Below are 23,764 nucleotides of genomic sequence, written 5' to 3' on the forward strand. Positions count from 1 at the left end.
CTTTACCACTGAAAAAGCTTCTTTAGCCACTGTTTTGGTTGACTTTCGCAACCCTTTTTAATGCTGCCACTCTCATCCCAAACCGGCAATTTCACCGCACCATCACAGTCAAACTCTAACGACCCTTCAGAAGTTCGAGTAAAGCTTGCGGTCACAATTCCTGTTGGCCAAGGCAGCAATAGCTGTTCTGGTGTTCTTTGTTTCAGGTAATCGGCATAGACACGCAACGCACCGCTAGAACCTGTTAGTTTAGTCGGTTTATTGTCATCTCGACCTAACCAAATCGTCGTTACTTCACGACCATCAACACCAACAAACCAACTGTCTCGGCTGTCATTACTCGTGCCGGTTTTACCCGCTAATCCCGCCCATGCAAACTGACCTTGTAGAAAACGGCCTGTACCTTCTGATACGCCACGCTTCATCGCATACGTTGTTAACCAAGCCGCTTGTTGATCAACGCTTTGTGAAACACGAGGAATCGATTGATACAACACCTCACCTTCACTATCAATAACAGAGCGAAGCGCAGACAATGGCGCGATACGACCAGAGTTGGTAATTGTTTGATACATCTGAGCAACCTGGAAAGGTGTCAGCGAGAACGAACCCAAGAACATGGATGGTACCGGACGAATTTCGTTTTTATCGACACCCAATTTCTCAATCGTATTGGAAACACTATCGATACCTAGCTGCATGCCCAAGCGAACTGTTGGTACGTTATAAGACTTAGAAAGCGCCACATATAACGGCACGTCTCCGCGGAACTTACGGTCAAAATTTCGAGGACTCCACACGCTGCCTTTACTGCCCTTCAAACTCAGTGGTGTGTCCATCAAGGTTGTGGCGAGCGTGTATTTCTGAGGTTGATCTAATGCTGTCAGATAAATAGCTGGCTTCACCAAAGAACCAATCGGGCGACTTGCATTCAGTGCGCGGTTAAAACCGTCATAACCCGTGCGCTTACCGCCGACCATCGCACGGATTTCACCAGTATTTCTATCAACGGCAATCGCAGCCGCTTCGAGCTTATTACCCGCCGTTTTAGACAGTTCAGGCACCTTACGTGCTATTGATTTCTCCAGTTTGTCTTGGGAGACCGGATCAAGAGAAGTAAAAACCCTGATGCCTTTTTGAGCCTCAAATCGATCGCCCACGTATTTCTTCAGCTCAATATTAACCTGCTGAAAATAAGCGGGTTGACGACTGGCAATACGCGGGTTGTCTTGAATATCCAGGTCACGACTCGCGGCCTCTTCATACTGCTTAGGCGTCAATATGTCTTGCTGCATCAACAAACGTAGAACCAAATCACGTCTTGTCTTAGCACGCTCAGGGTAACGGACTGGGTTGTAATACGATGGTCCTTTAACCATACCCACCAGTAAAGCTAACTGATCAATTCTAAGTTCTTGAATCGGTTGGCCGAAATACAAACGAGATGCCAAGCCGAAACCGTGGATCGCTTCACCACCATTCTGCCCAAGATAAACCTCGTTCAAATACGCTTCTAAGATACGGTCTTTGCTGTAACGATGATCCAAGATCAATGCGATATACGCTTCACGAACCTTACGCCACAAGGTACGTTCACTGGATAAGAAGAGGTTTTTGGCTAATTGTTGAGTCAGCGTACTACCACCCTGCACCGTTCGGCCGGCTTTAACGTTGACCACCATGGCACGTGCTATCGCTAACGGCGATACACCATCGTGCTGATAGAAATTTCGGTCTTCAGTTGCCAGCAATGCGTCAACCATCACTTCAGGGAACTGGTTACGTTTTAAGAACAAGCGCTGCTCATCGTTGCTTTTTTCAAGCATTCCAAGCATTTTCGGTTCAACACGCAGATACCCCATGTCGCCTTTCTTCTCTAGCGATTGGATACGAGTTAACTCGTTGCCATTGAAGTGCAACATTACATGACGATCCGCTTCTGGCCCATCGACAAACTCGAACGGACGACGAATCATTTCAATCTTGGTTGAAGAGGAAGAGTACTCACCCGGATGACGAGGAGAGTTCACCTTGCGGTAATTCAGCACGTCCAGTTCATTTTTGACTTGCACCAAGCTAACAGCTGTACCCGGAGATAAGTCCAACACGCGAGCGTAGACAACGGTTGGCAAATCAAACAGTTGACCTTCAAAGCGCTGCTTAACCACCGAATCCAAATAGATCCCAACAAATAACAACAGAGCTGCCGTCGCTAAACCCATCTTCCAAGCGATGCCCCATAGGGTCTTCAGCCAACCTCTGTTGCCCGTTTTCTTGGCTTTTGCCTTACCTTTCTTCGCTGTAGCTCTAGGTTTTCTTGGCTTGGCTTTGGACGCTGGTGACTTTTTTGCTGGCGCTTTTTTAGGTGGTGCCTTTTTCGGCGTTAACATTTTGGTCATCATCGGTTCAACTGTCGTTTGGTTTTAGTGGTTGCTACATGATTAGCAGGGTCATCCGGCCAAGGATGTTTGGGGTAACGGCCTTTCATTTCTTTTTGAACTTCTTTATACGCGCCAGCCCAAAAGCCAGCTAAATCCTGAGTGATTTGCAGTGGTCGTTGCGCAGGAGACAATAACTCAAGCACCACCTTTTTACGCCCTTGGGCAATCAAGGGTGAATCTTGCTCACCAAAGACTTCCTGCATTCGAACAGAGATCATTGGCTCCGATTGATATTGGTATCGAATCGACTTCTTACTGCCCGTTGGCATCAGGTAATTCGTAGGTAGCCATTGATCAATTTCTTGATTCAGAGGCCAGCCAAGATAAGCCGACAATGCTTGCTCGACCGAGATACTCGTCAATCCTTTTGCCGACTTAATACCATTCAAATAAGGTAAAAGCCACTCATCAAGATGACGCAGTAAGCTCGCTTCATCCATTTGTGGCCACTGCTGTTCAGGCAGCCACAACTCAGCACAGCGCACGCGCTCAACAAGCTGTTTAGCAGAAGCCGTCCAATTTAAACTTTCAAGTCCGCGTCGAGCGATATAATTCAACAACGCTTGGCTTATCTGATCAGAGTCAGGCTCTGGCAAAGGTTTCGTACTGATAATCAGCTTACCCAGTAATACCCTTTCTTCAGCAACCAAGCGACCGCGTTTTTCATCCCAATCCGCATAATCTTCACGCGTAAAAAGACCGGAGAATGAAGCCTCAAGCTGCACAATATCAATCGGCGTCGCTAAAAATATCTGACTTGCTCGTCCAGCAGTGCGCATCAAATCAATCACCACGATGTATTCGTTGTTTGCCAACGGGTCATCATCACGAACCTCGGCTCCATGGCCATTGGCCAGACGAAATGCACAGCCAGTCGCGCTCCTCGATTGGGCAATGCGGTCTGGAAAGGCCAAGCAAAGCACTAATGGTAGCAATGATTCATCGAGTTGTGACAAATCTAAGTGATGATTGAGTTTGCAGGCGAGACTTTTCGCTCGCTGCATCACGACACTGTTTTTCGAGTGCTTTCTTTGCTCAAGTCGATGCAGCGAATGCTGAATATCCGTCACGTTACGTTCAGGCTCTTCGAGCAAAGCAGCAGCGACAATCGCGACATTCAACAAGGCTTGGCTGTTTTGCTGCGCTTTGATCAACATACTGGCGATACGAGGCTCAATGCCCAAGCGCTGAGCTTGCTTACCGACCGGAGTAAATTGTCCATTACCATCTAATAATTCAAGCTCTTGTAACAGTTCTGTCGCTTGCTCAATCGATGCCTGTGGCGGAACATCTAACCAATGAAGCTCATCAGCACAGCTTGCTCCCCATTGCGTCAATTCGGCCACCAGCGAAGAGAGATCGGAATGAAGTATTTCAGGTTCTGGAACGGATGGTTGTTGCACCAACTGTGTCTCGCTGTATAAGCGAACACACAAGCCCTCTTCGATTCGCCCTGCACGACCCGCTCGTTGTTCAGCTGAAGACTGCGAGATTTTCACTTGCTCAAGTTTGGTGATTCCGGTTTTAAGATCGAACTTTGCGACTCGTTCCAGTCCCGAATCGACCACCAAACGAATCCCCTCAATCGTCAAAGAGGTTTCCGCAATGTTAGTGGCTAATACCACTTTTCGGCGACCTTGTTTTGACGGCGCAATGGCTCTCTGCTGCTGTTCAAAACTCAACTGTCCATACAAAGGACATACATCAATATCACTAGCAAGTTGTCCAAGCTGTGATTCAACTTGTTTTATTGCCGAGACACCCGGAAAAAAAGCCAAAAGTGAGCCCGATTCTTTCTCCATCAGAGATTGAATCACCTTTGCCATTTTAGGTACTAAATATTCATTCGAGCCTAACGGCTGATAACGGAAATCGACAGGGAAAGTCCGACCTTGAGATTCAACATACTTGGCATCGGGCAACAAAGATTGCAGTGCGTGTTGATCCAATGTCGCTGACATCACGATCACCTTGAGATCATCTCGCAGCGCTTCTTGGATCTCTAAGCTAAACGCTAATGCGGTATCGGCGTGAATGCTGCGTTCATGGAATTCATCAAAGATCACCATATCCACCCCGGTCAGTTCAGGGTCACTTTGGATCATTCTGGTCATGATCCCTTCAGTGACGATTTCCAAACGCGTTGCACTACTGGTTTTTGATTCACCACGAACTCTAAAACCAATACTCTCTCCCACCTTCTCTCCCAATTGACTCGCTAAGTAAGTCGCAATATTCCTAGCCGCTAAGCGCCTTGGTTCGAGCATGATAATCTTCCCTTTAACAGCATTGGTTTTTACCAACTGCAGAGGGAAAAACGTTGACTTACCCGCACCGGGAGCGGCCTTTAGAATAAGTTGAGTATGTGTTTCTATGCCAGCGAGCAGATCTGGCATCACAGCTTCTATGGGCAGTTGTGGCAATGGGAGAACCTTGTGGTGTAATGTTGGCAACATTGTACATAAAAACCCACCTGTCTAAATAAGTAATATGCACTTCAATCCCCCTTTAGAGCCAGCGACTCTTATTAAACGCTATAAACGTTTTCTCGCTGATATCACATTGCCTGACGACAGTGAGCGTACGATTCACTGTGCGAACACCGGAGCCATGACTGGCTGCGCCACACCCGGTAATACGGTTTGGTATTCAACCTCAGATAATACAAAGCGAAAATACCCAAACAGTTGGGAGATCTCAGAAACAGATAAAGGTCATCGAATTTGTGTAAATACTGCGCGAGCGAACCAGCTAGCAGTGGAAGCAATTGAAAATAAGACTATAGTTGAACTCTTAGGCTATGACGCTTTACGAACTGAAGTGAAATATGGCAGTGAGAATAGTCGAATTGATATTCTGCTGGAAGACAGTGAAAAGCCACCTTGTTATATCGAAGTAAAAAGTGTCACTTTGCTTGATGAGCAAGAAACGTCAATCGAAGGACAAGGCTTTTTCCCTGACTCGGTCACCACCAGAGGTCAAAAACACCTGCGTGAACTCACAGAAATGGCAGAATCTGGAAGTAGAGCCGTACTTTTATTCACTGTTTTACATTCAGGTATTGAAAAAGTATCTGCAGCACACCATATAGACGCCAAATATTCGTTATTACTAAAACAAGCACAAGACGCTGGGGTTGAAGTGCTTTGCTATAAAGCAGAGCTCAGCAGTACTCAAATACAACTAAAACAGGCTGTTGAATTTATCAATAGCTAGACAAAGATGATGAAGTAATCACTTTGACTACAAGTTTGGATAAGAGTATTTGCCAGAACCAGATCTTTCTGCTATAGATACCCGCCTTAAAATTAGCTGCTTTGCAGTTGACTAGGTGTAAATAGGAGATGCTGTATGCCAGAATCTAAGAAAAAAGCGCTAGGCATCCTAGCCATCGCAGGTGTTGGACCGTACCAAGAAAAGCCAGGTGAAGAGTACATGTCACCTGAGCAAACGGAACATTTTACAAAAATTTTAGCAGCTTGGCGCAACCAGCTCAGGGAAGAAGTTGATCGTACTGTGCACCACATGCAGGACGAAGCAGCGAATTTCCCAGACCCAGTTGACCGTGCTTCTCAAGAAGAAGAGTTCAGCCTAGAGTTACGTAACCGTGACCGTGAGCGTCGTCTTATCAAGAAGATTGAAAAGACACTAGATAAGATTGAAGAAGATGATTTTGGCTTCTGCGATTCTTGTGGTGTTGAGATCGGCATTCGTCGCCTTGAAGCTCGTCCAACAGCTGACCTTTGTATTGACTGTAAAACACTTGCAGAGATCAAAGAGAAACAAATGCAAGGTTAATTCTTGCTGATGTAAAAAAGGGAGCTTTTGCTCCCTTTTTTGTTTGTATTGAAAGCTATTTTCAACATGTGCTATCTCATTATCAAATAGCTACCAATACCAACAAATGGTTATTGTTGTTCTATCCAGACTAGGTTTTCACTCATGAGTTATATCGGGCGTTTTGCACCATCACCGTCAGGTCCTCTTCATTTTGGCTCACTGGTTGCCGCACTAGGTAGCTACTTTCAATCGAAATCACACCAAGGACAATGGTTGGTTCGTATGGAAGACCTTGATCCACCAAGAGAAATGGTTGGCGCTGCAGAACTCATCCTCAAAACACTTGAGGCTTATCATCTATTTTGGGATGGCGATGTGGTGTATCAAAGCCAGCGTCATGATTTTTACCAAGCTCAAATAGATACATGGGTAGCCGATAACCAAGCCTACTATTGCCAATGCACTCGTAAACAGATCAAAGCCCTTGGCGGCTTTTATACTGGGACTTGCCGTAAGGCTGAGTTAATTGATTCAGGTGATCAAGCCGTTCGCTTGCTTATGGCACATCCTATTGAATCGTTTACCGACATTCGCCATGGTGAAATTCATATACCGAAAGCACTGGCTGAAGAAGATTTCATCATAAAACGCAGAGATGGCTTATTCGCTTACAACTTGGCTGTCGTGCTTGATGACATCGATCAAGGCATCACAGAGGTAGTGCGAGGAGCCGATTTGATTGAGCCGACAGGCCGTCAAATTAGTTTATATAAAACACTCAAACAAAAAACAGTCAGTTACTTGCACTTACCATTGGCAACCGATGGCTTGGGTAATAAACTGTCAAAACAAAATCATGCAACTGCGATAGATCTCGACAATCCGAAACCGACGCTAATTAATGCGATGCGATTCTTAGGTTTTGATATCACCGAAGCCCTTTTGAGTGCTTCAATTGACGAGATTTTGTTTTGGGGCTGCCAGCAATGGAGCATTGCTCAATTGCCTGATAGTTTACAAAAAGAACACCGTGATTAACCCGAGTTCAGAGCTAAATAGCAAAAACGACACATAAAAATGCCATAACCAACAACTGTGGTTAAGCAGACGATGTTCTCAAATGGCTCGCGCTAAGCTATTATTAGCCGCAATTAAACTCTGCACTACCACTTTGGACTAAGAGAAAAACAAAGTTGGCGATACCTACTTTGTTCTAAACTAATGAATACAAACGACAATACCCCAAGCGAACAACGCGGATTCCACGAATTAGCACTGAATATTTATACTCGTCAAGAGCACAATATTTCACGCAAGCAGATCAGCGACAACGCACTAAAAGTATTATATCGCCTAAATGGGGCGGGTTTTGATGCATTTTTAGTCGGTGGTGGTGTGCGCGACATCTTATTGGGTTCTCAACCAAAAGATTTTGATATCGCAACCAACGCTACGCCAGAACAGATCAAAAACCTGTTTAGAAATTGCCGCCTAATTGGCCGCCGTTTCCGATTGGCACATATCATGTTTGGTCGCGACATCATCGAAGTTGCAACTTTCCGTGGCCACCATCAAGAGCCATCGAAAAACGTGTCTGCACAATCGAAAGAAGGCATGCTATTACGTGATAACGTTTATGGCAGCGTCGACGAAGATGCAGAACGTCGCGATTTCACAATTAACGCGATGTACTACAACATTGCCGATTACAGCATCCACGACTACGCGGGTGGTATCGAAGATTTAGAAGATAAACTGATCCGCTTGATTGGCGATCCTGAAACTCGTTACCGTGAAGACCCGGTACGCATGCTACGTGCTATGCGTTTCGCCGCTAAACTGGATTTCGATATTGAAGAAGATACTGCCGACCCAATCGAAGAGTTGGCACACCTTCTAAAAGATATTCCAGCTGCGCGTCTTTACGAAGAATCACTTAAGTTACTGCAATCAGGACACGGTTTAGAAACCTACCACTTAATGCGTGAGTACAATCTATTCCAACAGATGTTCCCAGCCGTAGCTGAGCACTTCACTGAAGGTTATGATTCTCATACCGAGCAGATGCTTGATTTAGTACTCGATTCAACTGACCTTCGTATAGACGATGGCAAGCGAGTAAACCCAGCCTTCATGTTTGCAGCGATTCTTTGGTACCCAATGAATAAGCTAGCGGACAAGTTGGTCGCTGAACAAGGCATGGCGCACTACGATGCGATCATGGAAGCAAGTAACATCATCCTTGATCAGCAAGTTAAGTCGATTGCGATTCCTCGTCGTCACACCGCGACTATTCGTGAAATTTGGCAGCTGCAGGTTCGACTTCCACGTCGCAACGGTAAACGTGCTGTACGCCTAATGGAACTGAACAAATTCCGCGCAGGCTACGATTTCCTAGAAATGCGTGGCGAAATCGAGGGTGGCGAAACCAAAGAGTTAGCAAAATGGTGGGAGCGTTATCAAACAGCCGGTCGCAATATGCGCCAAGCCATGGCTAACGACGTAGCGGCACCATCAAAATCAGGTCATCGTCGCCGTAAGACTTACCGTAATAAAAAAAGTAAGCAATCCGAATGATAACGGCTTATATTGCGGTCGGCAGCAACCTTGCCGACCCAGTTAGCCAAGCAAATTTGGCTATCGAAACACTAAAAAGCCTACCGCGATCAACGTTTATTGCGACCTCCAAGCTATATAGTAGCACTCCGATGGGGCCGCAAAATCAACCCGACTACATCAACGCGGTAGTGGCAATTCAAACCGAATTAACGCCAATTGAACTGCTTGATTGCACTCAAAAAATCGAGTTAGAGCAAGGGCGCGTCCGTAAAGACGAGCGTTGGGGACCAAGAACCTTGGATCTCGACATTGTACTTTACGGCAATGAGGTGATCGATTCAGAGCGCTTAACCGTTCCTCATTATGGAATGAAAGAACGAGAGTTTGTACTCTACCCGCTTGCTGAAATCGCACCAAGTTTACAACTCCCTGATGGGACTGAGCTGAGCGAACTACTCAAAGTAGTCGATCAAAATGGGCTCAATGTTTGGCAACAATAGCCAAGCGCATTAAGGAAACCCAATGAAAAAAGTAACCATTAACGACCTTATCAAGTGCAAACAAGAAGGCCGTAAATTCGCGACGTCGACAGCTTATGATGCGAGCTTTGCTCAATTATTCGAAAGCCAAGAGATCCCCGTATTACTTGTCGGTGATTCACTAGGCATGGTTTTACAAGGCCAAACTGACACATTGCCAGTAACAGTCGAAGAAATTGCTTACCACACTCGCTCTGTGCGTGCTGGTAGCCCAAACTGTCTTCTTATGGCTGATATGCCATTCATGAGCTATGCCACACCTGAGCAAGCTTGTGAGAGCGCTGCAACCATAATGCGAGCTGGTGCAAACATGCTTAAAATCGAAGGCGGAAGCTGGTTGGTTGATACCGTGAAGATGCTAACAGAGCGCGCTGTTCCCGTTTGTGCTCACTTGGGGTTAACCCCTCAATCAGTGAACATCTTTGGTGGTTACAAAGTTCAAGGCCGTGACGATGAGCAAGCAGACAAAATGGTTGCTGACGCGCTAGCTCTGCAAAATGCTGGCGCTCAAATCGTATTACTTGAATGTGTTCCGGCATCATTAGCCAAACGCATTACTGAAGCTTGTGATGTACCAGTAATTGGTATTGGTGCTGGCAACGTTACCGATGGTCAGATCTTAGTGATGCATGACATGTTCGGTATCTCTGCGACTTATATGCCAAGGTTCTCTAAGAACTTCTTAGCTGAAACGGGCGATATGCGTAAAGCCGTCGCTCTATATAAAGAAGAAGTAGAGAGCGCGCGTTTCCCTGATGAAGCTCATACAATAGCTTAGGAGTTACTATGCAAACTTTTGCTGAAATAGCGGCTCTTCGCGAGCAGATTAAACAGTTTAAGCGTGATGGACGTACCGTTGCTTTTGTACCAACAATGGGAAACCTTCACGAAGGTCACCTGACGCTGGTAAAGAAAGCGCGTGAATTAGCAGACATTGTTGTCGTGAGCATCTTCGTTAACCCAATGCAGTTTGACCGCGCTGACGACCTGAACAATTACCCTCGAACGTTAGAAGCTGATTTAAGCAAACTAACAGGCGAAGGTGTTGAGCTTGTGTTTACTCCAACGCCAGAAGTGATGTACCCAGATGGATTAGACAAACAGACGTTTGTTGAAGTACCTGGTATTTCGCACATGCTTGAAGGGGCATCTCGCCCAGGCCACTTCCGTGGTGTGGCGACGATTGTTGCTAAGCTGTTTAATATCGTTCAGCCAGACTTTGCATGCTTCGGCGAGAAAGACTTCCAACAGCTTGCGGTCATTAATCATATGACGACGGACCTTGCTTTAGATATCCAAATTATCGGCGTACCAACCGTTCGTGAGATGGATGGACTTGCGATGAGCTCTCGCAATAGCAACCTGACTATCGACGAGCGCCAACGCGCACCTGTGCTTGCTCGTACTATGCGTTGGATCAGTAGTGCTATTCGTGGCGGCCGTGACGATTACGCATCTGTCATTGAAGACGCAACCGACCAACTTAGAGCTGCAGACCTGCAACCTGATGAGATTTTCATCTGCGATGCTAAAACGCTGCAAGCCATCACTTCAGAATCGACTCAAGCGGTTATCTTGATGTCAGCTTTCCTAGGTAAGACTCGTCTTATCGATAACCAAGTTCTCGATTTGGTCACGGAAACGAAAGAAGAAGTGAAAGAAGAAACAGCGGAATAATCGCTCCCTGCTCTAGATGCGAAACAAAAGCACAAAACGCAGAACACAAAAAAGGTCGATGTAATATCGACCTTTTTCTTTACCTGTCATTCCAAAACTTACAAGTAATGCATTAACTACGTAAGCCGATGCCCTTTGTCACTAGGTAGTGAGCAATTCCATACAACACCACAATAAACACACCTAGTACGCTGAATGAAGTCACGATGCCAACATCAGACACACCCAAGAAGCCATAGCGGAACGCGTTTACCATATATACGATAGGGTTCAACTTCGACACGCTCTGCCAAACTTCAGGCAATAGACTGATTGAGTAGAACACGCCACCAAGGTATGTCAGCGGTGTCAGGATAAACGTTGGGATAATAGAAATATCATCGAACGTGCGTGCAAATACCGCATTAATCAAACCACCAAGAGAAAAGACTATCGAGGTCAAAAATACCGTCGCAATGATCACACCCCAGTGTTCAACCTGCAGGTCAACAAAGAATAGTGATACGAAGGTTACAATCGTACCCACTAACAAGCCACGCACCACGCCACCCATCACGAAGCCAGCGATAATCACGTAATTAGGAACGGGGGCCACCAGCAGCTCTTCAATGTTCTTTTGAAATTTCGCACTAAAGAACGACGAAGCGACGTTAGAGTATGAGTTGGTGATCACCGACATCATGATTAAACCCGGCACAATGTATTCCATGTAACTAAAACCGTTCATTTCACCGATACGAGCACCAATCAAGTTGCCGAAGATGATGAAGTAAAGTGTCATGGTAATCGCAGGTGGAACCAGCGTTTGCACCCAAATTCGAGTGAATCGGTTCACCTCTTTGGTCAACAAGCTACAAAAAGCTGTCCAATATAATTTATGCATGTTACTTGCTCCCCTCACGCACGATGCTCACAAATAGCTCTTCTAGACGGTTCGCTTTGTTACGCATAGAAAGGACTTTTACCTGTTGCTCTGTCAATTGAGCAAAGATAGTGTTCAAACCTAGGTTCTTGTCGATTTCGATCTCTAGCGAGCCATTGACCATTACTTGGCTGTTCACGCCATCAAGCTTAGGCTCTGCAGTGCCCTCTTCAAGATCAAGAATAAAGGTCTCAGCACTTAACTTACCCAGCAACGCTTTCATGGTTGTGTTCTCAATCAGCTCACCGCGATTGATGATACCGATGTTGCGACACAGCATTTCAGCTTCTTCTAGGTAGTGCGTAGTCAAGATAATGGTAATGCCCTGCTTCTCGTTGATCTCTTTCAGAAATTCCCACATAGAACGACGCAGCTCAATATCAACACCCGCTGTTGGTTCATCAAGGATCAGCAAATGAGGTTCATGCATCAGTGCACGAGCGATCATCAAACGACGCTTCATACCACCAGACAAGTTACGCGCACGTTCGCCACGCTTTTCCCACAAATCGAGTTGAGATAAGTACTTTTTCGCGCGCTCTTTAGCTAAAGTCTTCGGCACACCGTAATAACCCGCTTGTTGAAGAACAATCTGTTCAACGGTTTCGAAAGGGTTAAAGTTAAACTCTTGTGGCACTAATCCTAAGTTCTGCTTTGCTAGCTCAAGATCAGTATCGATGTCATACCCAAACACTCTAACCTTGCCTGAGGTTTTGTTCACGAGAGAGGAAATAACACCAATGGTCGTGGATTTACCCGCGCCGTTTGGACCAAGGAGCGCGTAAAAGTCGCCCTTTTTCACTTGTAAACTGATGCCTTTGAGAGCCTCAAAGCCCCCTGCATAAGTTTTTCTTAATTGCTCAATTTCTAATGCATACATAGAGATAGACTGCCATTTGCTATAGATAGATGTTGATGACCGAGTATGAGGAAGAGAGTGAAACTTAAAACGAGCTAGTTGAACACTAACCCAAAACTTGTTTACTCGGCCATTTTGCAAGCAAGTCTATCGTTGATTGACGATTAATACAAACATCGATTGATACTTTCTTTTTTAAAAGACGAGCAGTCTTATTGCCTGTAGATGTAAAAATGCCGCTAAGTCATTCGCTTAACGGCATTTTGTGTTCATAAATGAATTCGATTATATTCGCGAAAACCCAAACAGAGTTTAGCTAAAATTGTTTATTGCTAAACCGTTTCGAATTGATGCTCGTCTCTATCGACATAACTCGTAGCGGCGGTGAGCGCCTCATATCTGAATCGATAGGTGTTAGACTCAGGCACTAAATCAATCACATGGAATTTCTCTAGCTGCTGACGGGTATTCTCATTTGGACACAACAAATAAACCTCACATTCGGCATCAAGGGCATCTTTGATTGCGTTCTCTAGCGCAAGACCGACTGTCACGTCAATCATAGGCACATCCGTCAGATCTAAGATCATTGCTTCATAATCAGAGATGCTCGAGTGCTGACGCGATATCGCCTTCGAAACACTGAAAATCATCGGCCCAGAAAGGTAGAAGAACAAAACCTTACCGTTAGCGGTATCTAGCAGCTGACGTTCACTGTCCGTCAGCGGAATATCGTCTTCGTCATCACCATCACTGATGGACTTTACTTGTCTGGCTTGTTCACGACTCAAACGTTCAATAATTAGGATATTCGATATAAAGACACCAAGACCAACAGCAATAATCAAATCAACAAATACCGTAAGGAGCATCACGCCATACATCACGCCCATGCCCGCATAACTCACCTTGTGTGCACGCTGAATGAAACTCCAATCAAGAATATTGAAACCAACATACATCGCGATACCCGCGAGCACGGCCATTGGAATAGGTTCAGTCAAACCACCCGCCACCAATACCACCAGTGCCAGAACTAATGCACGAATAACACCTGAAAGTGGAGAACGAGCACCTACTTGGATATTCGTTACTGTCCCCATGGTGGCACCTGCGCCCGGCAAAGCGCCGAACAAACCAGAAATCATATTGGCGATGCCCTGTCCGCGAAGCTCCTTGTCAGAGTCATGCTCTTTACGGGTTAATGAGTCCCCGATCACCGCGGTAAGCAGTGTATCGATACAACCCAACGTACCCAACACCAAGGCATCAATTATCATGGTCGTGAACAGTTCAGGGCTAATCGTTGGAATAACTAAAGAAGGTAAGCCTGCTGGGATTTCACCAATACGACGGATAGAATCCGTATCGAAGATAATGACCGATAACAAGGTCACAGCAACTAGGGCAACCAATTGTGCAGGGACATACTTGCGGTATTTAGCAGGAAAACCAAAAAGGATACCGAGCGTTAATGCCCCTAAAAACAGTTCGCTGAACTTCATGTTCGCCAAGGTATCAGGCAGTGCAGAAAGCGTCCCCATCACCCCACCAGATGGAGCGGCGTGTCCTAATAATGGAGAAAGCTGTAAGATGATCAGAATAACGCCAATTCCTGACATAAAGCCGGAGATCACGCTATATGGCATCAAAGTAACGTATTTACCGAGCTTTAATGTCCCAAGCAATATCTGAAATGCACCCGCCATCATCACGACGGTAAAGGTCATTGCCATGCCAGTTTCAGGGTATTTAGCGACCATGCTGGTCATCACCGCCGTCATGATCACCGTCATTGGTCCGGTGGGCTCTGAGATCAAACTGCTGGAACCGCCAAATAATGCAGCAAACAGGCCAACCATAATGGCGCCCCATAAGCCCGCTTCCGCACCCGCTCCAGAAGCAACACCAAATGCTAACGCTAAAGGCAGTGAGATGATGGCTGTAGTGACACCGCCAAACATATCTCCTTTGAGATTGATATCCGCAAAACGACTTCCAAACAAAACACACCTTCCTGATGATGAAATGACAAACCTTATTACTTTAACAAATGAGTCTGTAACACAGAAAGTGTTAATTCAATCACATTATTCATGTCTTATAACCAGATGCTAGCTTCTACGCTAAGTTAATGATTTTAACAGCCAGAACACGTCAGATGAGTGCGAGTTGACACAGTTTTTACGAGATTGAATTTGTAACATTGTGTATAGTTATAATTCTTAATTAAGGGACGTAAGACGCAAAATGCCAGAGATTAAACAGCTTTTTGAAAACAACTCTAAATGGTCTGAAGAAATTCGTTCTCAAAGACCAGAGTATTTTACAACGCTTGAAGAGGGTCAAAACCCTGGTTTCCTATGGATCGGCTGCTCTGATAGCCGTGTACCGGCCGAGCGTCTCACTGGTTTGTATTCTGGCGAACTGTTTGTTCATCGAAATGTCGCTAACCAAGTGGTTCATACCGACCTAAACTGCCTGTCTGTTGTGCAGTACGCCGTAGATGTACTCAAAGTTAAACACATTATTGTTTGTGGTCACTACGGTTGTGGAGGCGTTAATGCAGCGATTGATAACCCTAAACTTGGTCTGATCAATAACTGGTTACTTCACATCCGAGATAATTATCTAAAGTACCGTAAGCAAATCGAGAGTCTTCCTCGTGAGCAATGGGGTGACAAACTGTGCGAAATTAACGTCGCAGAGCAGGTTTATAACTTGGGCAATTCAACGATACTGCAAAATGCGTGGGAACGTGGTCAAGAGGTTGAAATCCACGGTGTTGTTTACGGCATTGGCAATGGCAAATTGCAAGATCTTGGTGTGCGTTGCTCTAGCAATAACACGTTAGAAAATAGCCATTTAGATGCACTTGATAAAATCCTTTCGTCTCCAATTCTTGGTTAATTATTAAGATTTAAACCTTATCGTTTAATCACTAGATATAAGAAAGGCTCGCATTGTGCGAGCCTTTTTGTTTTGTCTTCAACAGAGTAATAATTACTCTTGAGGTACAACTTTACCGATGTACGGTAGGTGACGATATTTCTGTGCGTAGTCGATGCCCACACCAACAACGAATTCGTCAGGGATTTCAAAACCAATCCACTTAGTATCTACGATCACTTCACGGCGAGAAGGCTTGTCTAGCAGTGTACAAATCTCGATAGATTTAGGACCGCGTAGGCTTAAAATCTCTTTCACTTTAGTCAGTGTGTTACCTGTATCGATAATATCTTCTACAAGTAGAACATCTTTACCTTGGATATCGTCATCAAGGTCTTTCAAAATACGCACGTCACGCGAGCTTTCCATGCCGTTGCCGTAGCTAGATGCGGTCATGAAATCAACTTGGTGAGTTAAATCGATAGCACGAGCAAGATCCGCCATAAAGACAAAAGATCCACGTAATAAGCCAACTAGAACTAGATCTTCACTACCGTTGTAGTGTTCCGTGATCTGTTTACCTAGTTCATTCACTCGATCCTGAACTTCTTGCTCAGAGATCATGACTTCAACTGTATGCTTCATACTGCTCTCATTTTATTTGGTGATTGCGACAAGTGTAGACAGTTTTGCCATTGATGCCGCTCAATTTTGTGGGTAAGTCTAGCATTGCTCAAATACCCACACCACCTTATGGTTCGAATTTACTCACACATTCTCAACGAAGTGTGCGCTGGTGCCTTGTCTAATACTCTCTTCCTTTCACATCAATCCTGATCACGCTTTATGGATCAAGTTTGATGTAACTGCCTATAAAACAAGCTCAAAGGATTGACCATTCGCATATGCACCATTACACTCATCTTGGCTTAAATAATAATAAAATCATTAATATAAAAAATTCGTTGGCAAGGAAAACAAAATGGACTCAATCTCTAAGAGACCTAGAACTAGGCTTTCACCCCTAAAAAGAAAACTGCAATTGATGGAGATCGCTCTTGAAGTCTTCTCTCGTCGTGGCATTGGCCGTGGCGGTCATGCAGACATCGCAGACATTGCTCAAGTATCAGTTGCAACGGTATTTAACTACTTCCCAACCCGTGAAGATCTGGTTGATGAAGTACTTAATCACGTGGTTCGCCAATTCTCTAACTTCCTTTCAGACAATATCGACTTAGATATTCACGCAAAAGAAAACCTACATAATATTGCGACTGAAATGGTGACGTTAGTGGCTCAAGATAGCCATTGGTTGAACGTATGGTTTGAATGGAGTGCTTCGACTCGCGATGAAGTTTGGCCTCTATTCGTAACCACAAACCGCACTAACCAAATGTTAGTACAAAACATGTTTAGCAAAGCGATTGAGCGCGGCGAAGTTTGCGACGATCACGATCCTAAGCATCTAGCAAACCTATTCCACGGCATTTGCTACTCGCTATTCATTCAAGCGAAACGTGTTGAAACGCCTGAAGAGCTTTCAAGCTTAACGGATAGCTACTTGAACATGCTGTGCATTTATAAGTAAATTCGAGCTTCGAGATAAATTGTTAAAGGGTTGGCCTAATCGGTCAGCCCTTTTTTTGTGGAGTGTAGTCGCTCTTCGCATCTCGAGCGTAGCGTACACGCATCTCGAAGTGAAACGTTCCTGCACCTTACATCAGACATAAAAAAACCGCTGACGAATCAGCGGCTTTTAAAAACATTAGCGAGTGGCTAAAAAAGAATTACTTCTTCCTTTTCACTGCTTTTTTGTTTGGAAGGTCAGTGATTGAACCTTCGAATACTTCCGCAGCTAGACCAACAGACTCGTGTAGAGTTGGGTGAGCGTGGATAGTAAGTGCGATATCTTCTGCATCACAACCCATTTCGATTGCTAGGCCGATTTCGCCAAGAAGTTCACCACCGTTAGTACCAACAACAGCACCACCGATTACGCGATGAGTATCTTTATCGAAGATCATCTTAGTTACGCCGTCTGCACAATCAGATGCGATAGCACGACCAGAAGCAGCCCAAGGGAAAGTAGCAACTTCGTAGTTGATGCCTTCAGCTTTCGCTTCTTTCTCAGTCTTACCTACCCAAGCAACTTCTGGCTCAGTGTACGCAATTGATGGAATTACTTTAGGATCGAAGTAGTGCTTCTTACCAGAGATAACTTCAGCAGCTACGTGACCTTCATGCACACCTTTATGAGCAAGCATTGGTTGACCAACAACGTCACCGATCGCATGGATGTGAGGAACGTTAGTACGCATTTGCTTATCAACATTGATGAAACCACGCTCATCAACTTCGATACCTGCTTTTTCAGCGTCGATAAGTGCACCGTTTGGAACACGACCGATAGCAACAAGAACAGCATCGTAGCGCTCAGCTTCAGCTGGTGCTTTTTTGCCTTCCATTGACACGTAGATACCGTCTTCTTTCGCTTCAACAGCAGTCACTTTAGTTTCAAGCATTAGCTTGAACTTGTTCTTGATGCGTTTAGTGAAGACTTTAACGATGTCTTTATCCGCAGCTGGGATAACTTGATCGAACATCTCAACAACTTCAACTTTAGAACCTAGAGAGTGGTAAACCGTACCCATCTCAAGACCGATGATACCACCGCCCATGATAAGCAGTTTTTCTGGTACTTCGTTTAGTTCTAGTGCATCCGTAGAGTCCCAAATACGTGGGTCTTCATGTGGGATGAACGGAAGTTTGATTGGGCGAGAACCCGCAGCGATGATTGCGTTATCGAAGTTAACCGTAGTTGCTTCGCCTTCGCCTTCAACAAGAATGCTGTTAGGACCTGTGAACTTACCGAAACCGTTAACAACAGTAACGTTACGCATCTTAGCCATACCGCCAAGACCGCCAGTTAGTTGGTCAACTACTTTATCTTTCCAGATACGGATCTTGTTGATGTCCGTTTGTGGCTCGCCGAATACAACGCCGTGCTCTGCCATCGCTTTTGCTTCTTCAATTACTTTAGAAACGTGAAGAAGTGCTTTTGATGGAATACAACCAACGTTTAGACATACACCACCAAGAGTGCTGTAACGTTCAACTAGTACTGTTTCTAGACCTAAATCCGCACAACGGAATGCCGCTGAGTAGCCAGCAGGACCTGAACCAAGTACAACAACTTGGGCTTTAATTTCTTTGCTCATTGTGACCTCTTGTAGTCATTATCCCTAACAGGCTGAGTAGATGTTCTTAAAATTATTGGGCTTTCAAACAGGAAACATTTTACAGAGATGTTAACAGTGTGAAAGTAGCTTTAAGTTAGCCTGTGAGCTAGACAACAATTCCCCCGCAGTTTATGAGAAATGCCGGAAACTGTTCTCTAAAAATAGTCTTTGTATAAAGAATTAAGGTGACCCGAAAGCCACCTTAATAATTACTTTCTCAATTACAGTACTAGACGACGAATGTCAGATAGTGCGCTGTTTAGGAAAGTAATGAAGCGTGCACCTTCAGCACCATCGATCACGCGGTGATCGTATGATAGAGACAGTGGAAGCTGTAGACGTGGTTGGAATTCTTTACCATTCCAAACTGGCTTAATTTCAGACTTAGATACACCTAGGATACCTACTTCTGGAGCATTTACGATTGGTGTAAATGCAGTACCGCCAATACCACCAAGGCTAGAAATTGTGAAACAACCGCCTTGCATGTCTGCTGCTGTTAGCTTGCCAGAGCGTGCTTTCTTAGAAACAACCATTAGTTCTTCAGATAGCTCGTAAATACCTTTCTTGTTCACGTCTTTGAAAACAGGAACAACTAGGCCGTTTGGTGTATCAACTGCGATACCCACGTTTACGTACTTCTTAAGAATGATGCTTTCGCCATCGTCAGAAAGAGACGAGTTGAATGCTGGGAATGCTTCTAGCGCTTTAGCAACAGCTTTCATGATGAACACAAGTGGCGTGATCTTCATACCAGTGTCTTTCTTCGCTTCGATTGCGTTCTGTTCTTTACGGAATGCTTCTAGCTCAGTGATGTCTGCGTTGTCCCACTGTGTAACGTGAGGGATCATTACCCAGTTACGGTGCAGGTTAGCGCCAGAGATCTTCTTAATCTTAGAAAGCTTCTGAATTTCAGTTTCACCGAACTTGCTGAAGTCAACTTTTGGCCATGGTAGTAGACCAAGAGCAGAACCGTCGCCGCCTTTGCCAGATGCTGCAGCACCAGACTCTAGACGCTTAAGTGCATCTTTAACGTAAGACTGAACGTCTTCTTTAAGGATACGGCTCTTACGACCAGTACCTTTAACCTTAGAAAGGTTAACGCCAAATTCGCGAGCAAGACGACGAACAACTGGAGATGCGTGCGCGTAGTCACCGTTCTCTTGGAAGTCGCCTGCTGCTGGAGCTACTGCTTCTGCTTTAGGTGCAGGTGCTGCTGCCGGAGCTTGTGCTGGAGCGGAAGCCGCCACAGCTACTGGAGCTGCGCCTTCAACAACGAAAGTCATGATTGAAGAGCCTGTTGACACTTTGTCGCCAGCTGCAATCTTGATTTCTTTTACTGTACCAGCGAATGGTGCAGGAACTTCCATTGAAGCTTTGTCGCCTTCAACAGTAATTAGAGATTGCTCTTCTTCTACTGTATCGCCAACCGCTACCATGATTTCAGTAACTTCTACTTCGTCACCACCGATATCAGGAACGTTCACTTCTTTCTCAGCAGATGCTGCTGGAGCCGCTGCAACTGGTGCCGCTGCTGGAGCAGGAGCTGCTGCAACTGGAGCGCCAGAACCTGCCACTTCAAATACCATTACTAGAGAACCAGTAGATACTGAGTCACCAGAAGCGATCTTAATTTCTTTAACGATACCAGCGAATGGTGCAGGAACTTCCATTGAAGCCTTGTCACCTTCAACAGTAAGAAGAGATTGCTCTTCTTCTACTGCGTCGCCGATAGCTACCATGATTTCAGTTACTTCAACTTCATCACCACCGATATCAGGAACGTGAACTTCTTTAAGCTCAGCTGCCGCTGCAGGAGCAGCTGCAACTGGTGCCGCCGCTTCAACTGCTGGCGCAGCCGGTGCTGCTGCAGCACCTTCCGCTTCGAAGATCATGATAAGAGAACCAGTAGAAACAGAATCACCTTCTGAAATCTTGATTTCTTTAACGATACCCGCTTGAGACGCAGGAACTTCCATTGAAGCTTTGTCGCCTTCAACAGTGATCAGTGACTGCTCTTCTTCAACCTTGTCGCCAACGTTTACAAGAATCTCAGTTACTTCAACCTCGTCAGCACCGATGTCTGGTACATTAATTTCGATTGTCATTGTATTTACCTACCTTAATGCCAGTCTTATGCGTATTGCGGGTTAGTTTTTTCAGTGTCGATATCGAACTTAGCAATTGCTTCAGCAACAACAGACTTCTCGATATCACCACGTTTAGCCAGTTCAGTTAGAGCTGCAACTACGATGTAGCCAGCGTTAACTTCGAAGTGACGACGTAGGTTTGCACGGCTGTCAGAACGGCCGAAACCATCTGTACCAAGTACTTTGTAAGACTCAGTTGGCATGTACGCACGTACTTGCTCAGCGTAGTTCTTCATGTAGTCAGTCACTGCGATTGCAGGTTCTTTACCAAGAACAGTCGTGATGTACGGTACTTTCTCTTCAGCTTCTGGGTGAAGCATGTTGTCACGCTCTACCGCTTGGCCGTCACGAGTTAGTTCGTTGAACGACGTTACAGAGAATACGTCAGATGCTACGCCGTACTCTTCGCTTAGAATTTCAGCGGCTTTACGCGCTTCGTTCATGATAGTACCAGAGCTCATTAGTTGAACTTTGCCCTTAGCACCAGCGTGAGATTCAAGCTTGTAGATACCCTTACGAATGCCTTCTTCAGCGCCTTCTGGCATTGCTGGCATTGCGTAGTTCTCGTTCATTACTGTTAGGTAGTAGTAAACGTTCTCTTGGTTCTCACCGTACATGCGACGGATACCGTCTTGCATGATAACCGCTAGCTCGTAAGCAAACGTTGGGTCGTAAGAGATACAGTTAGGGATCGTGTTCGCTTGAATGTGCGAGTGACCATCTTCGTGCTGTAGACCTTCACCATTCAGTGTTGTACGACCAGCAGTAGCACCTAGTAGGAAGCCACGAGCTTGTTGGTCGCCTGCTAACCAAGCCATGTCACCAATACGTTGGAAACCGAACATTGAGTAGTAGATGTAGAACGGGATCATTGGTAGATCGTTTGTGCTGTATGAAGTTGCAGCAGCAACCCATGAAGCCATAGAACCTAGTTCGTTGATGCCTTCTTGAAGAACTTGACCAGACGTTGCTTCTTTGTAGTAAGAAACGATGCCTTTATCTTCAGGTGTGTATTCTTGACCGTGTGGGTTGTAGATACCAACCTGACGGAATAGACCTTCCATACCGAATGTACGAGCTTCATCACAGATGATAGGAACGATGTTCTTACCAATGTTCTTATCTTTAAGAAGGATATTTAGCGTACGTACATAAGCCATAGTTGTAGAGATATCACGCTTCTGTTCACCTAGTAGAGGTGCGAATGCGTCTAGCTCAGGAACCTTGAACTCTTGAGTAAACTTAGGAAGACGAGCAGGCGTGTAACCGTGTAGAGCGTTACGACGAGCGTGCATGTATTCGTACTCAGGCGAACCTTCTTCTAACTTCAGGTAAGGAAGCTCTGTGATTTTCTCATCAGAAAGAATGTCTTCTAGGCCTAGACGATCACGTAGGTGTTGAACATGAGTCATGTCCATTTTCTTAACACCGTGTGCAATGTTCTTACCTTCAGCCGCATCACCCATGCCGTAACCTTTAACAGTTTTAGCTAGGATTACAGTTGGCTTACCGTTTGTCTCTTTTGCATTGTTGAATGCAGCAAACAGTTTAGAAGAGTCGTGACCACCACGCTTAAGAGCGAAGATTTCGTCATCAGTCATGTCTGCAACTAGTGCAGCTGTTTCTGGGTACTTACCAAAGAAGTGCTCACGTACGTATGCGCCATCTTTAGATTTGAATGTCTGGTAGTCACCATCGATAGTTTCGTTCATTAGTTGAAGAAGCTTACCAGTAGTGTCTTTAGCTAGTAGTGAATCCCAGTTGCTACCCCAGATAACTTTAACAACGTTCCAACCTGCGCCTTTGAATAGGCCTTCAAGTTCTTGGATGATGCTGCCGTTACCCATTACAGGGCCGTCTAGACGCTGTAGGTTACAGTTGATTAGGAAACATAGGTTGTCTAGCTTCTCACGCGCAGCGAAAGAGATAGCACCACGTGATTCTGGCTCATCCATCTCACCGTCACCTAGGAACGCGTATACGCGTTGCGCTGAAGTTTCTTTCAGGCCACGGCCGTCAAGGTACTTAAGGAAGCGCGCTTGGTAGATCGCAGAGATAGGACCAAGACCCATAGATACAGTAGGGAACTGCCAGAACTCAGGCATCAGTTTCGGGTGCGGGTAAGAAGGGATACCTTTACCATCAACTTCTTGACGGAAGTTATCTAGCTGTTCTTCAGTTAGACGACCTTCAACGAATGCACGAGAGTAGATACCTGGAGAGATGTGACCTTGGTAATAAACTAGATCGCCACCGTCCGTCTCATTTGGAGCACGGAAGAAGTGGTTGAAACATACTTCGTAGAACGCTGCAGCTGACTGGTAAGAAGCCATGTGACCACCAAGGTCTAGGTCTTTCTTAGAAGCACGCAATACGATCATGATTGCGTTCCAGCGAATAATCGAACGAATACGACGCTCAAGAGTTACGTCACCAGGGTAAGCTGGCTCTTGTGCTGCTGGAATTGTGTTGATGTAGTTCGTGTTGATGCCTGTAGCCATATCAACACCATCTAAACGCGCTTTATCTAGAACTTGTTCTAGTAAAAACTGTGCACGTTCTACACCTTCTTCACGTACTACTGACTCAAGAGCTTCTAACCAATCTTGAGTTTCCAGAGCATCAACGTCATGCTTCATGTCAGACATGGCGATCTATCCTTTTTGTTAGTTGGATTCTACTAAACACGTAAAAAGCCGAAGTATTACG

The 23,764-nt window shown here is 45.3% G+C and carries 18 protein-coding genes; 9 read left to right on the plus strand and 9 right to left on the minus strand.

The genetic code is table 11. From position 1 onward, the window contains the following. Positions 1-2: 2 nt before the first annotated feature. Both mrcB and hrpB read right to left on the minus strand, forming a co-directional pair. Positions 3-2,402 carry a penicillin-binding protein 1B gene (gene mrcB, locus IHV80_RS13275; RefSeq protein ID WP_192889355.1) on the minus strand — a complete coding sequence of 800 codons (2,400 nt, stop codon included), beginning with the start codon at positions 2,400-2,402 and terminating at the stop codon, positions 3-5. Beyond that, on the minus strand, positions 2,399-4,837 hold the full coding sequence (gene hrpB / locus IHV80_RS13280; RefSeq protein WP_264158439.1) for an ATP-dependent helicase HrpB: 2,439 nt from the start codon (positions 4,835-4,837) through the stop codon (positions 2,399-2,401). The genes mrcB and hrpB overlap by 4 nt, the downstream gene beginning before the upstream one ends. A 94-nt stretch (positions 4,838-4,931) precedes the next feature. On the opposite strand from hrpB, the gene sfsA reads away from it, so the two are divergent. From sfsA to panC, 7 genes are all read left to right on the plus strand, one after another. Then, complete coding sequence (gene sfsA, locus IHV80_RS13285) at positions 4,932-5,657, plus strand: DNA/RNA nuclease SfsA (protein ID WP_192889357.1); 726 nt, start codon at positions 4,932-4,934, stop codon at positions 5,655-5,657. A 135-nt stretch (positions 5,658-5,792) separates the two neighbouring features. Continuing rightward, positions 5,793-6,239 (plus strand): RNA polymerase-binding protein DksA, encoded by a 447-nt coding sequence (gene dksA / locus IHV80_RS13290; protein ID WP_192889358.1) that lies wholly within the window; start codon positions 5,793-5,795, stop codon positions 6,237-6,239. Between the two features lie 144 nt (positions 6,240-6,383). Further along, positions 6,384-7,259, plus strand: a complete 876-nt coding sequence (gene gluQRS / locus IHV80_RS13295; RefSeq protein ID WP_192889359.1) for a tRNA glutamyl-Q(34) synthetase GluQRS — start codon at positions 6,384-6,386, stop codon at positions 7,257-7,259. Positions 7,260-7,442: 183 nt separating this feature from the next. Beyond that, a complete protein-coding gene (gene pcnB / locus IHV80_RS13300) occupies positions 7,443-8,798 on the plus strand; it encodes a polynucleotide adenylyltransferase PcnB (RefSeq protein ID WP_065110811.1) in 1,356 nt (451 codons plus the stop codon). Continuing rightward, complete coding sequence (gene folK, locus IHV80_RS13305) at positions 8,795-9,280, plus strand: 2-amino-4-hydroxy-6-hydroxymethyldihydropteridine diphosphokinase (protein WP_102543635.1); 486 nt, start codon at positions 8,795-8,797, stop codon at positions 9,278-9,280. Before pcnB ends, folK begins: the two co-directional genes overlap by 4 nt. Before the next feature lie 22 nt (positions 9,281-9,302). Beyond that, positions 9,303-10,097: a 3-methyl-2-oxobutanoate hydroxymethyltransferase gene (gene panB, locus IHV80_RS13310; RefSeq protein ID WP_192889360.1), complete on the plus strand. Its 795-nt coding sequence runs from the start codon at positions 9,303-9,305 to the stop codon at positions 10,095-10,097. Positions 10,098-10,105: 8 nt separating this feature from the next. Next, positions 10,106-10,996: a pantoate--beta-alanine ligase gene (panC, locus tag IHV80_RS13315; protein WP_192889361.1), complete on the plus strand. Its 891-nt coding sequence runs from the start codon at positions 10,106-10,108 to the stop codon at positions 10,994-10,996. A gap of 112 nt (positions 10,997-11,108) precedes the next feature. Here the strand turns inward: panC and IHV80_RS13320 are convergent, their stop codons facing one another. The 3 genes from IHV80_RS13320 to IHV80_RS13330 form a co-directional block, all read right to left on the minus strand. Beyond that, positions 11,109-11,879 carry an ABC transporter permease gene (locus IHV80_RS13320; RefSeq protein WP_102437696.1) on the minus strand — a complete coding sequence of 257 codons (771 nt, stop codon included), beginning with the start codon at positions 11,877-11,879 and terminating at the stop codon, positions 11,109-11,111. Position 11,880: 1 nt separating this feature from the next. Beyond that, entirely contained in the window at positions 11,881-12,798 is a 918-nt protein-coding gene (locus IHV80_RS13325) for an ABC transporter ATP-binding protein (protein WP_192889362.1), read from the minus strand. Positions 12,799-13,109: 311 nt separating this feature from the next. Continuing rightward, on the minus strand, positions 13,110-14,741 hold the full coding sequence (locus IHV80_RS13330) for a SulP family inorganic anion transporter (protein ID WP_192890773.1): 1,632 nt from the start codon (positions 14,739-14,741) through the stop codon (positions 13,110-13,112). Positions 14,742-15,027: 286 nt separating this feature from the next. Between IHV80_RS13330 and can the strand changes: the two genes are divergently transcribed. Then, positions 15,028-15,687 carry a carbonate dehydratase gene (gene can, locus IHV80_RS13335; RefSeq protein WP_192889363.1) on the plus strand — a complete coding sequence of 220 codons (660 nt, stop codon included), beginning with the start codon at positions 15,028-15,030 and terminating at the stop codon, positions 15,685-15,687. Between the two features lie 93 nt (positions 15,688-15,780). Here the strand turns inward: can and hpt are convergent, their stop codons facing one another. Beyond that, positions 15,781-16,311 (minus strand): hypoxanthine phosphoribosyltransferase, encoded by a 531-nt coding sequence (gene hpt / locus IHV80_RS13340; RefSeq protein WP_010435974.1) that lies wholly within the window; start codon positions 16,309-16,311, stop codon positions 15,781-15,783. A 337-nt stretch (positions 16,312-16,648) separates the two neighbouring features. Here hpt and IHV80_RS13345 point away from each other — a divergent pair, with 337 nt between their 5' ends. Beyond that, positions 16,649-17,254, plus strand: a complete 606-nt coding sequence (locus IHV80_RS13345) for a LuxR/HapR/OpaR family quorum-sensing transcriptional regulator (RefSeq protein WP_048664508.1) — start codon at positions 16,649-16,651, stop codon at positions 17,252-17,254. Positions 17,255-17,453: 199 nt separating this feature from the next. Here IHV80_RS13345 and lpdA read toward each other — a convergent pair whose 3' ends face one another. The 3 genes from lpdA to aceE all read right to left on the minus strand — a co-directional run bounded on the left by lpdA (position 17,454) and on the right by aceE (position 23,703). After that, positions 17,454-18,884: a dihydrolipoyl dehydrogenase gene (gene lpdA, locus IHV80_RS13350; protein ID WP_192889364.1), complete on the minus strand. Its 1,431-nt coding sequence runs from the start codon at positions 18,882-18,884 to the stop codon at positions 17,454-17,456. A 242-nt stretch (positions 18,885-19,126) separates the two neighbouring features. Beyond that, positions 19,127-21,013, minus strand: coding sequence for a pyruvate dehydrogenase complex dihydrolipoyllysine-residue acetyltransferase (gene aceF / locus IHV80_RS13355; RefSeq protein ID WP_192889365.1), 1,887 nt, complete (start codon positions 21,011-21,013; stop codon positions 19,127-19,129). 26 nt (positions 21,014-21,039) lie between these two features. Next, entirely contained in the window at positions 21,040-23,703 is a 2,664-nt protein-coding gene (gene aceE, locus IHV80_RS13360) for a pyruvate dehydrogenase (acetyl-transferring), homodimeric type (RefSeq protein WP_192889366.1), read from the minus strand. Positions 23,704-23,764: the final 61 nt, after the last annotated feature.

This window comes from Vibrio bathopelagicus, assembly GCF_014879975.1.
GTDB lineage: Bacteria > Pseudomonadota > Gammaproteobacteria > Enterobacterales > Vibrionaceae > Vibrio > Vibrio bathopelagicus.

Bases quoted from the DNA above. Each gene is read 5' to 3' on its own strand.
- aceF (WP_192889365.1), bottom strand. From the start codon at position 21,013: ATGACAATCGAAATTAATGTACCAGACATCGGTGCTGACGAGGTTGAA.
- IHV80_RS13345 (WP_048664508.1), top strand. From the start codon at position 16,649: ATGGACTCAATCTCTAAGAGACCTAGAACTAGGCTTTCACCCCTAAAA.
- folK (WP_102543635.1), top strand. From the start codon at position 8,795: ATGATAACGGCTTATATTGCGGTCGGCAGCAACCTTGCCGACCCAGTT.
- can (WP_192889363.1), top strand. From the start codon at position 15,028: ATGCCAGAGATTAAACAGCTTTTTGAAAACAACTCTAAATGGTCTGAA.
- IHV80_RS13320 (WP_102437696.1), bottom strand. From the start codon at position 11,879: ATGCATAAATTATATTGGACAGCTTTTTGTAGCTTGTTGACCAAAGAG.
- panC (WP_192889361.1), top strand. From the start codon at position 10,106: ATGCAAACTTTTGCTGAAATAGCGGCTCTTCGCGAGCAGATTAAACAG.
- aceE (WP_192889366.1), bottom strand. From the start codon at position 23,703: ATGTCTGACATGAAGCATGACGTTGATGCTCTGGAAACTCAAGATTGG.
- pcnB (WP_065110811.1), top strand. From the start codon at position 7,443: ATGAATACAAACGACAATACCCCAAGCGAACAACGCGGATTCCACGAA.
- hpt (WP_010435974.1), bottom strand. From the start codon at position 16,311: ATGAAGCATACAGTTGAAGTCATGATCTCTGAGCAAGAAGTTCAGGAT.
- dksA (WP_192889358.1), top strand. From the start codon at position 5,793: ATGCCAGAATCTAAGAAAAAAGCGCTAGGCATCCTAGCCATCGCAGGT.
- mrcB (WP_192889355.1), bottom strand. From the start codon at position 2,402: ATGATGACCAAAATGTTAACGCCGAAAAAGGCACCACCTAAAAAAGCG.
- IHV80_RS13325 (WP_192889362.1), bottom strand. From the start codon at position 12,798: ATGTATGCATTAGAAATTGAGCAATTAAGAAAAACTTATGCAGGGGGC.
- hrpB (WP_264158439.1), bottom strand. From the start codon at position 4,837: ATGCCAGATCTGCTCGCTGGCATAGAAACACATACTCAACTTATTCTA.
- sfsA (WP_192889357.1), top strand. From the start codon at position 4,932: ATGCACTTCAATCCCCCTTTAGAGCCAGCGACTCTTATTAAACGCTAT.
- gluQRS (WP_192889359.1), top strand. From the start codon at position 6,384: ATGAGTTATATCGGGCGTTTTGCACCATCACCGTCAGGTCCTCTTCAT.
- panB (WP_192889360.1), top strand. From the start codon at position 9,303: ATGAAAAAAGTAACCATTAACGACCTTATCAAGTGCAAACAAGAAGGC.
- IHV80_RS13330 (WP_192890773.1), bottom strand. From the start codon at position 14,741: ATGTTTGGCGGTGTCACTACAGCCATCATCTCACTGCCTTTAGCGTTA.
- lpdA (WP_192889364.1), bottom strand. From the start codon at position 18,884: ATGAGCAAAGAAATTAAAGCCCAAGTTGTTGTACTTGGTTCAGGTCCT.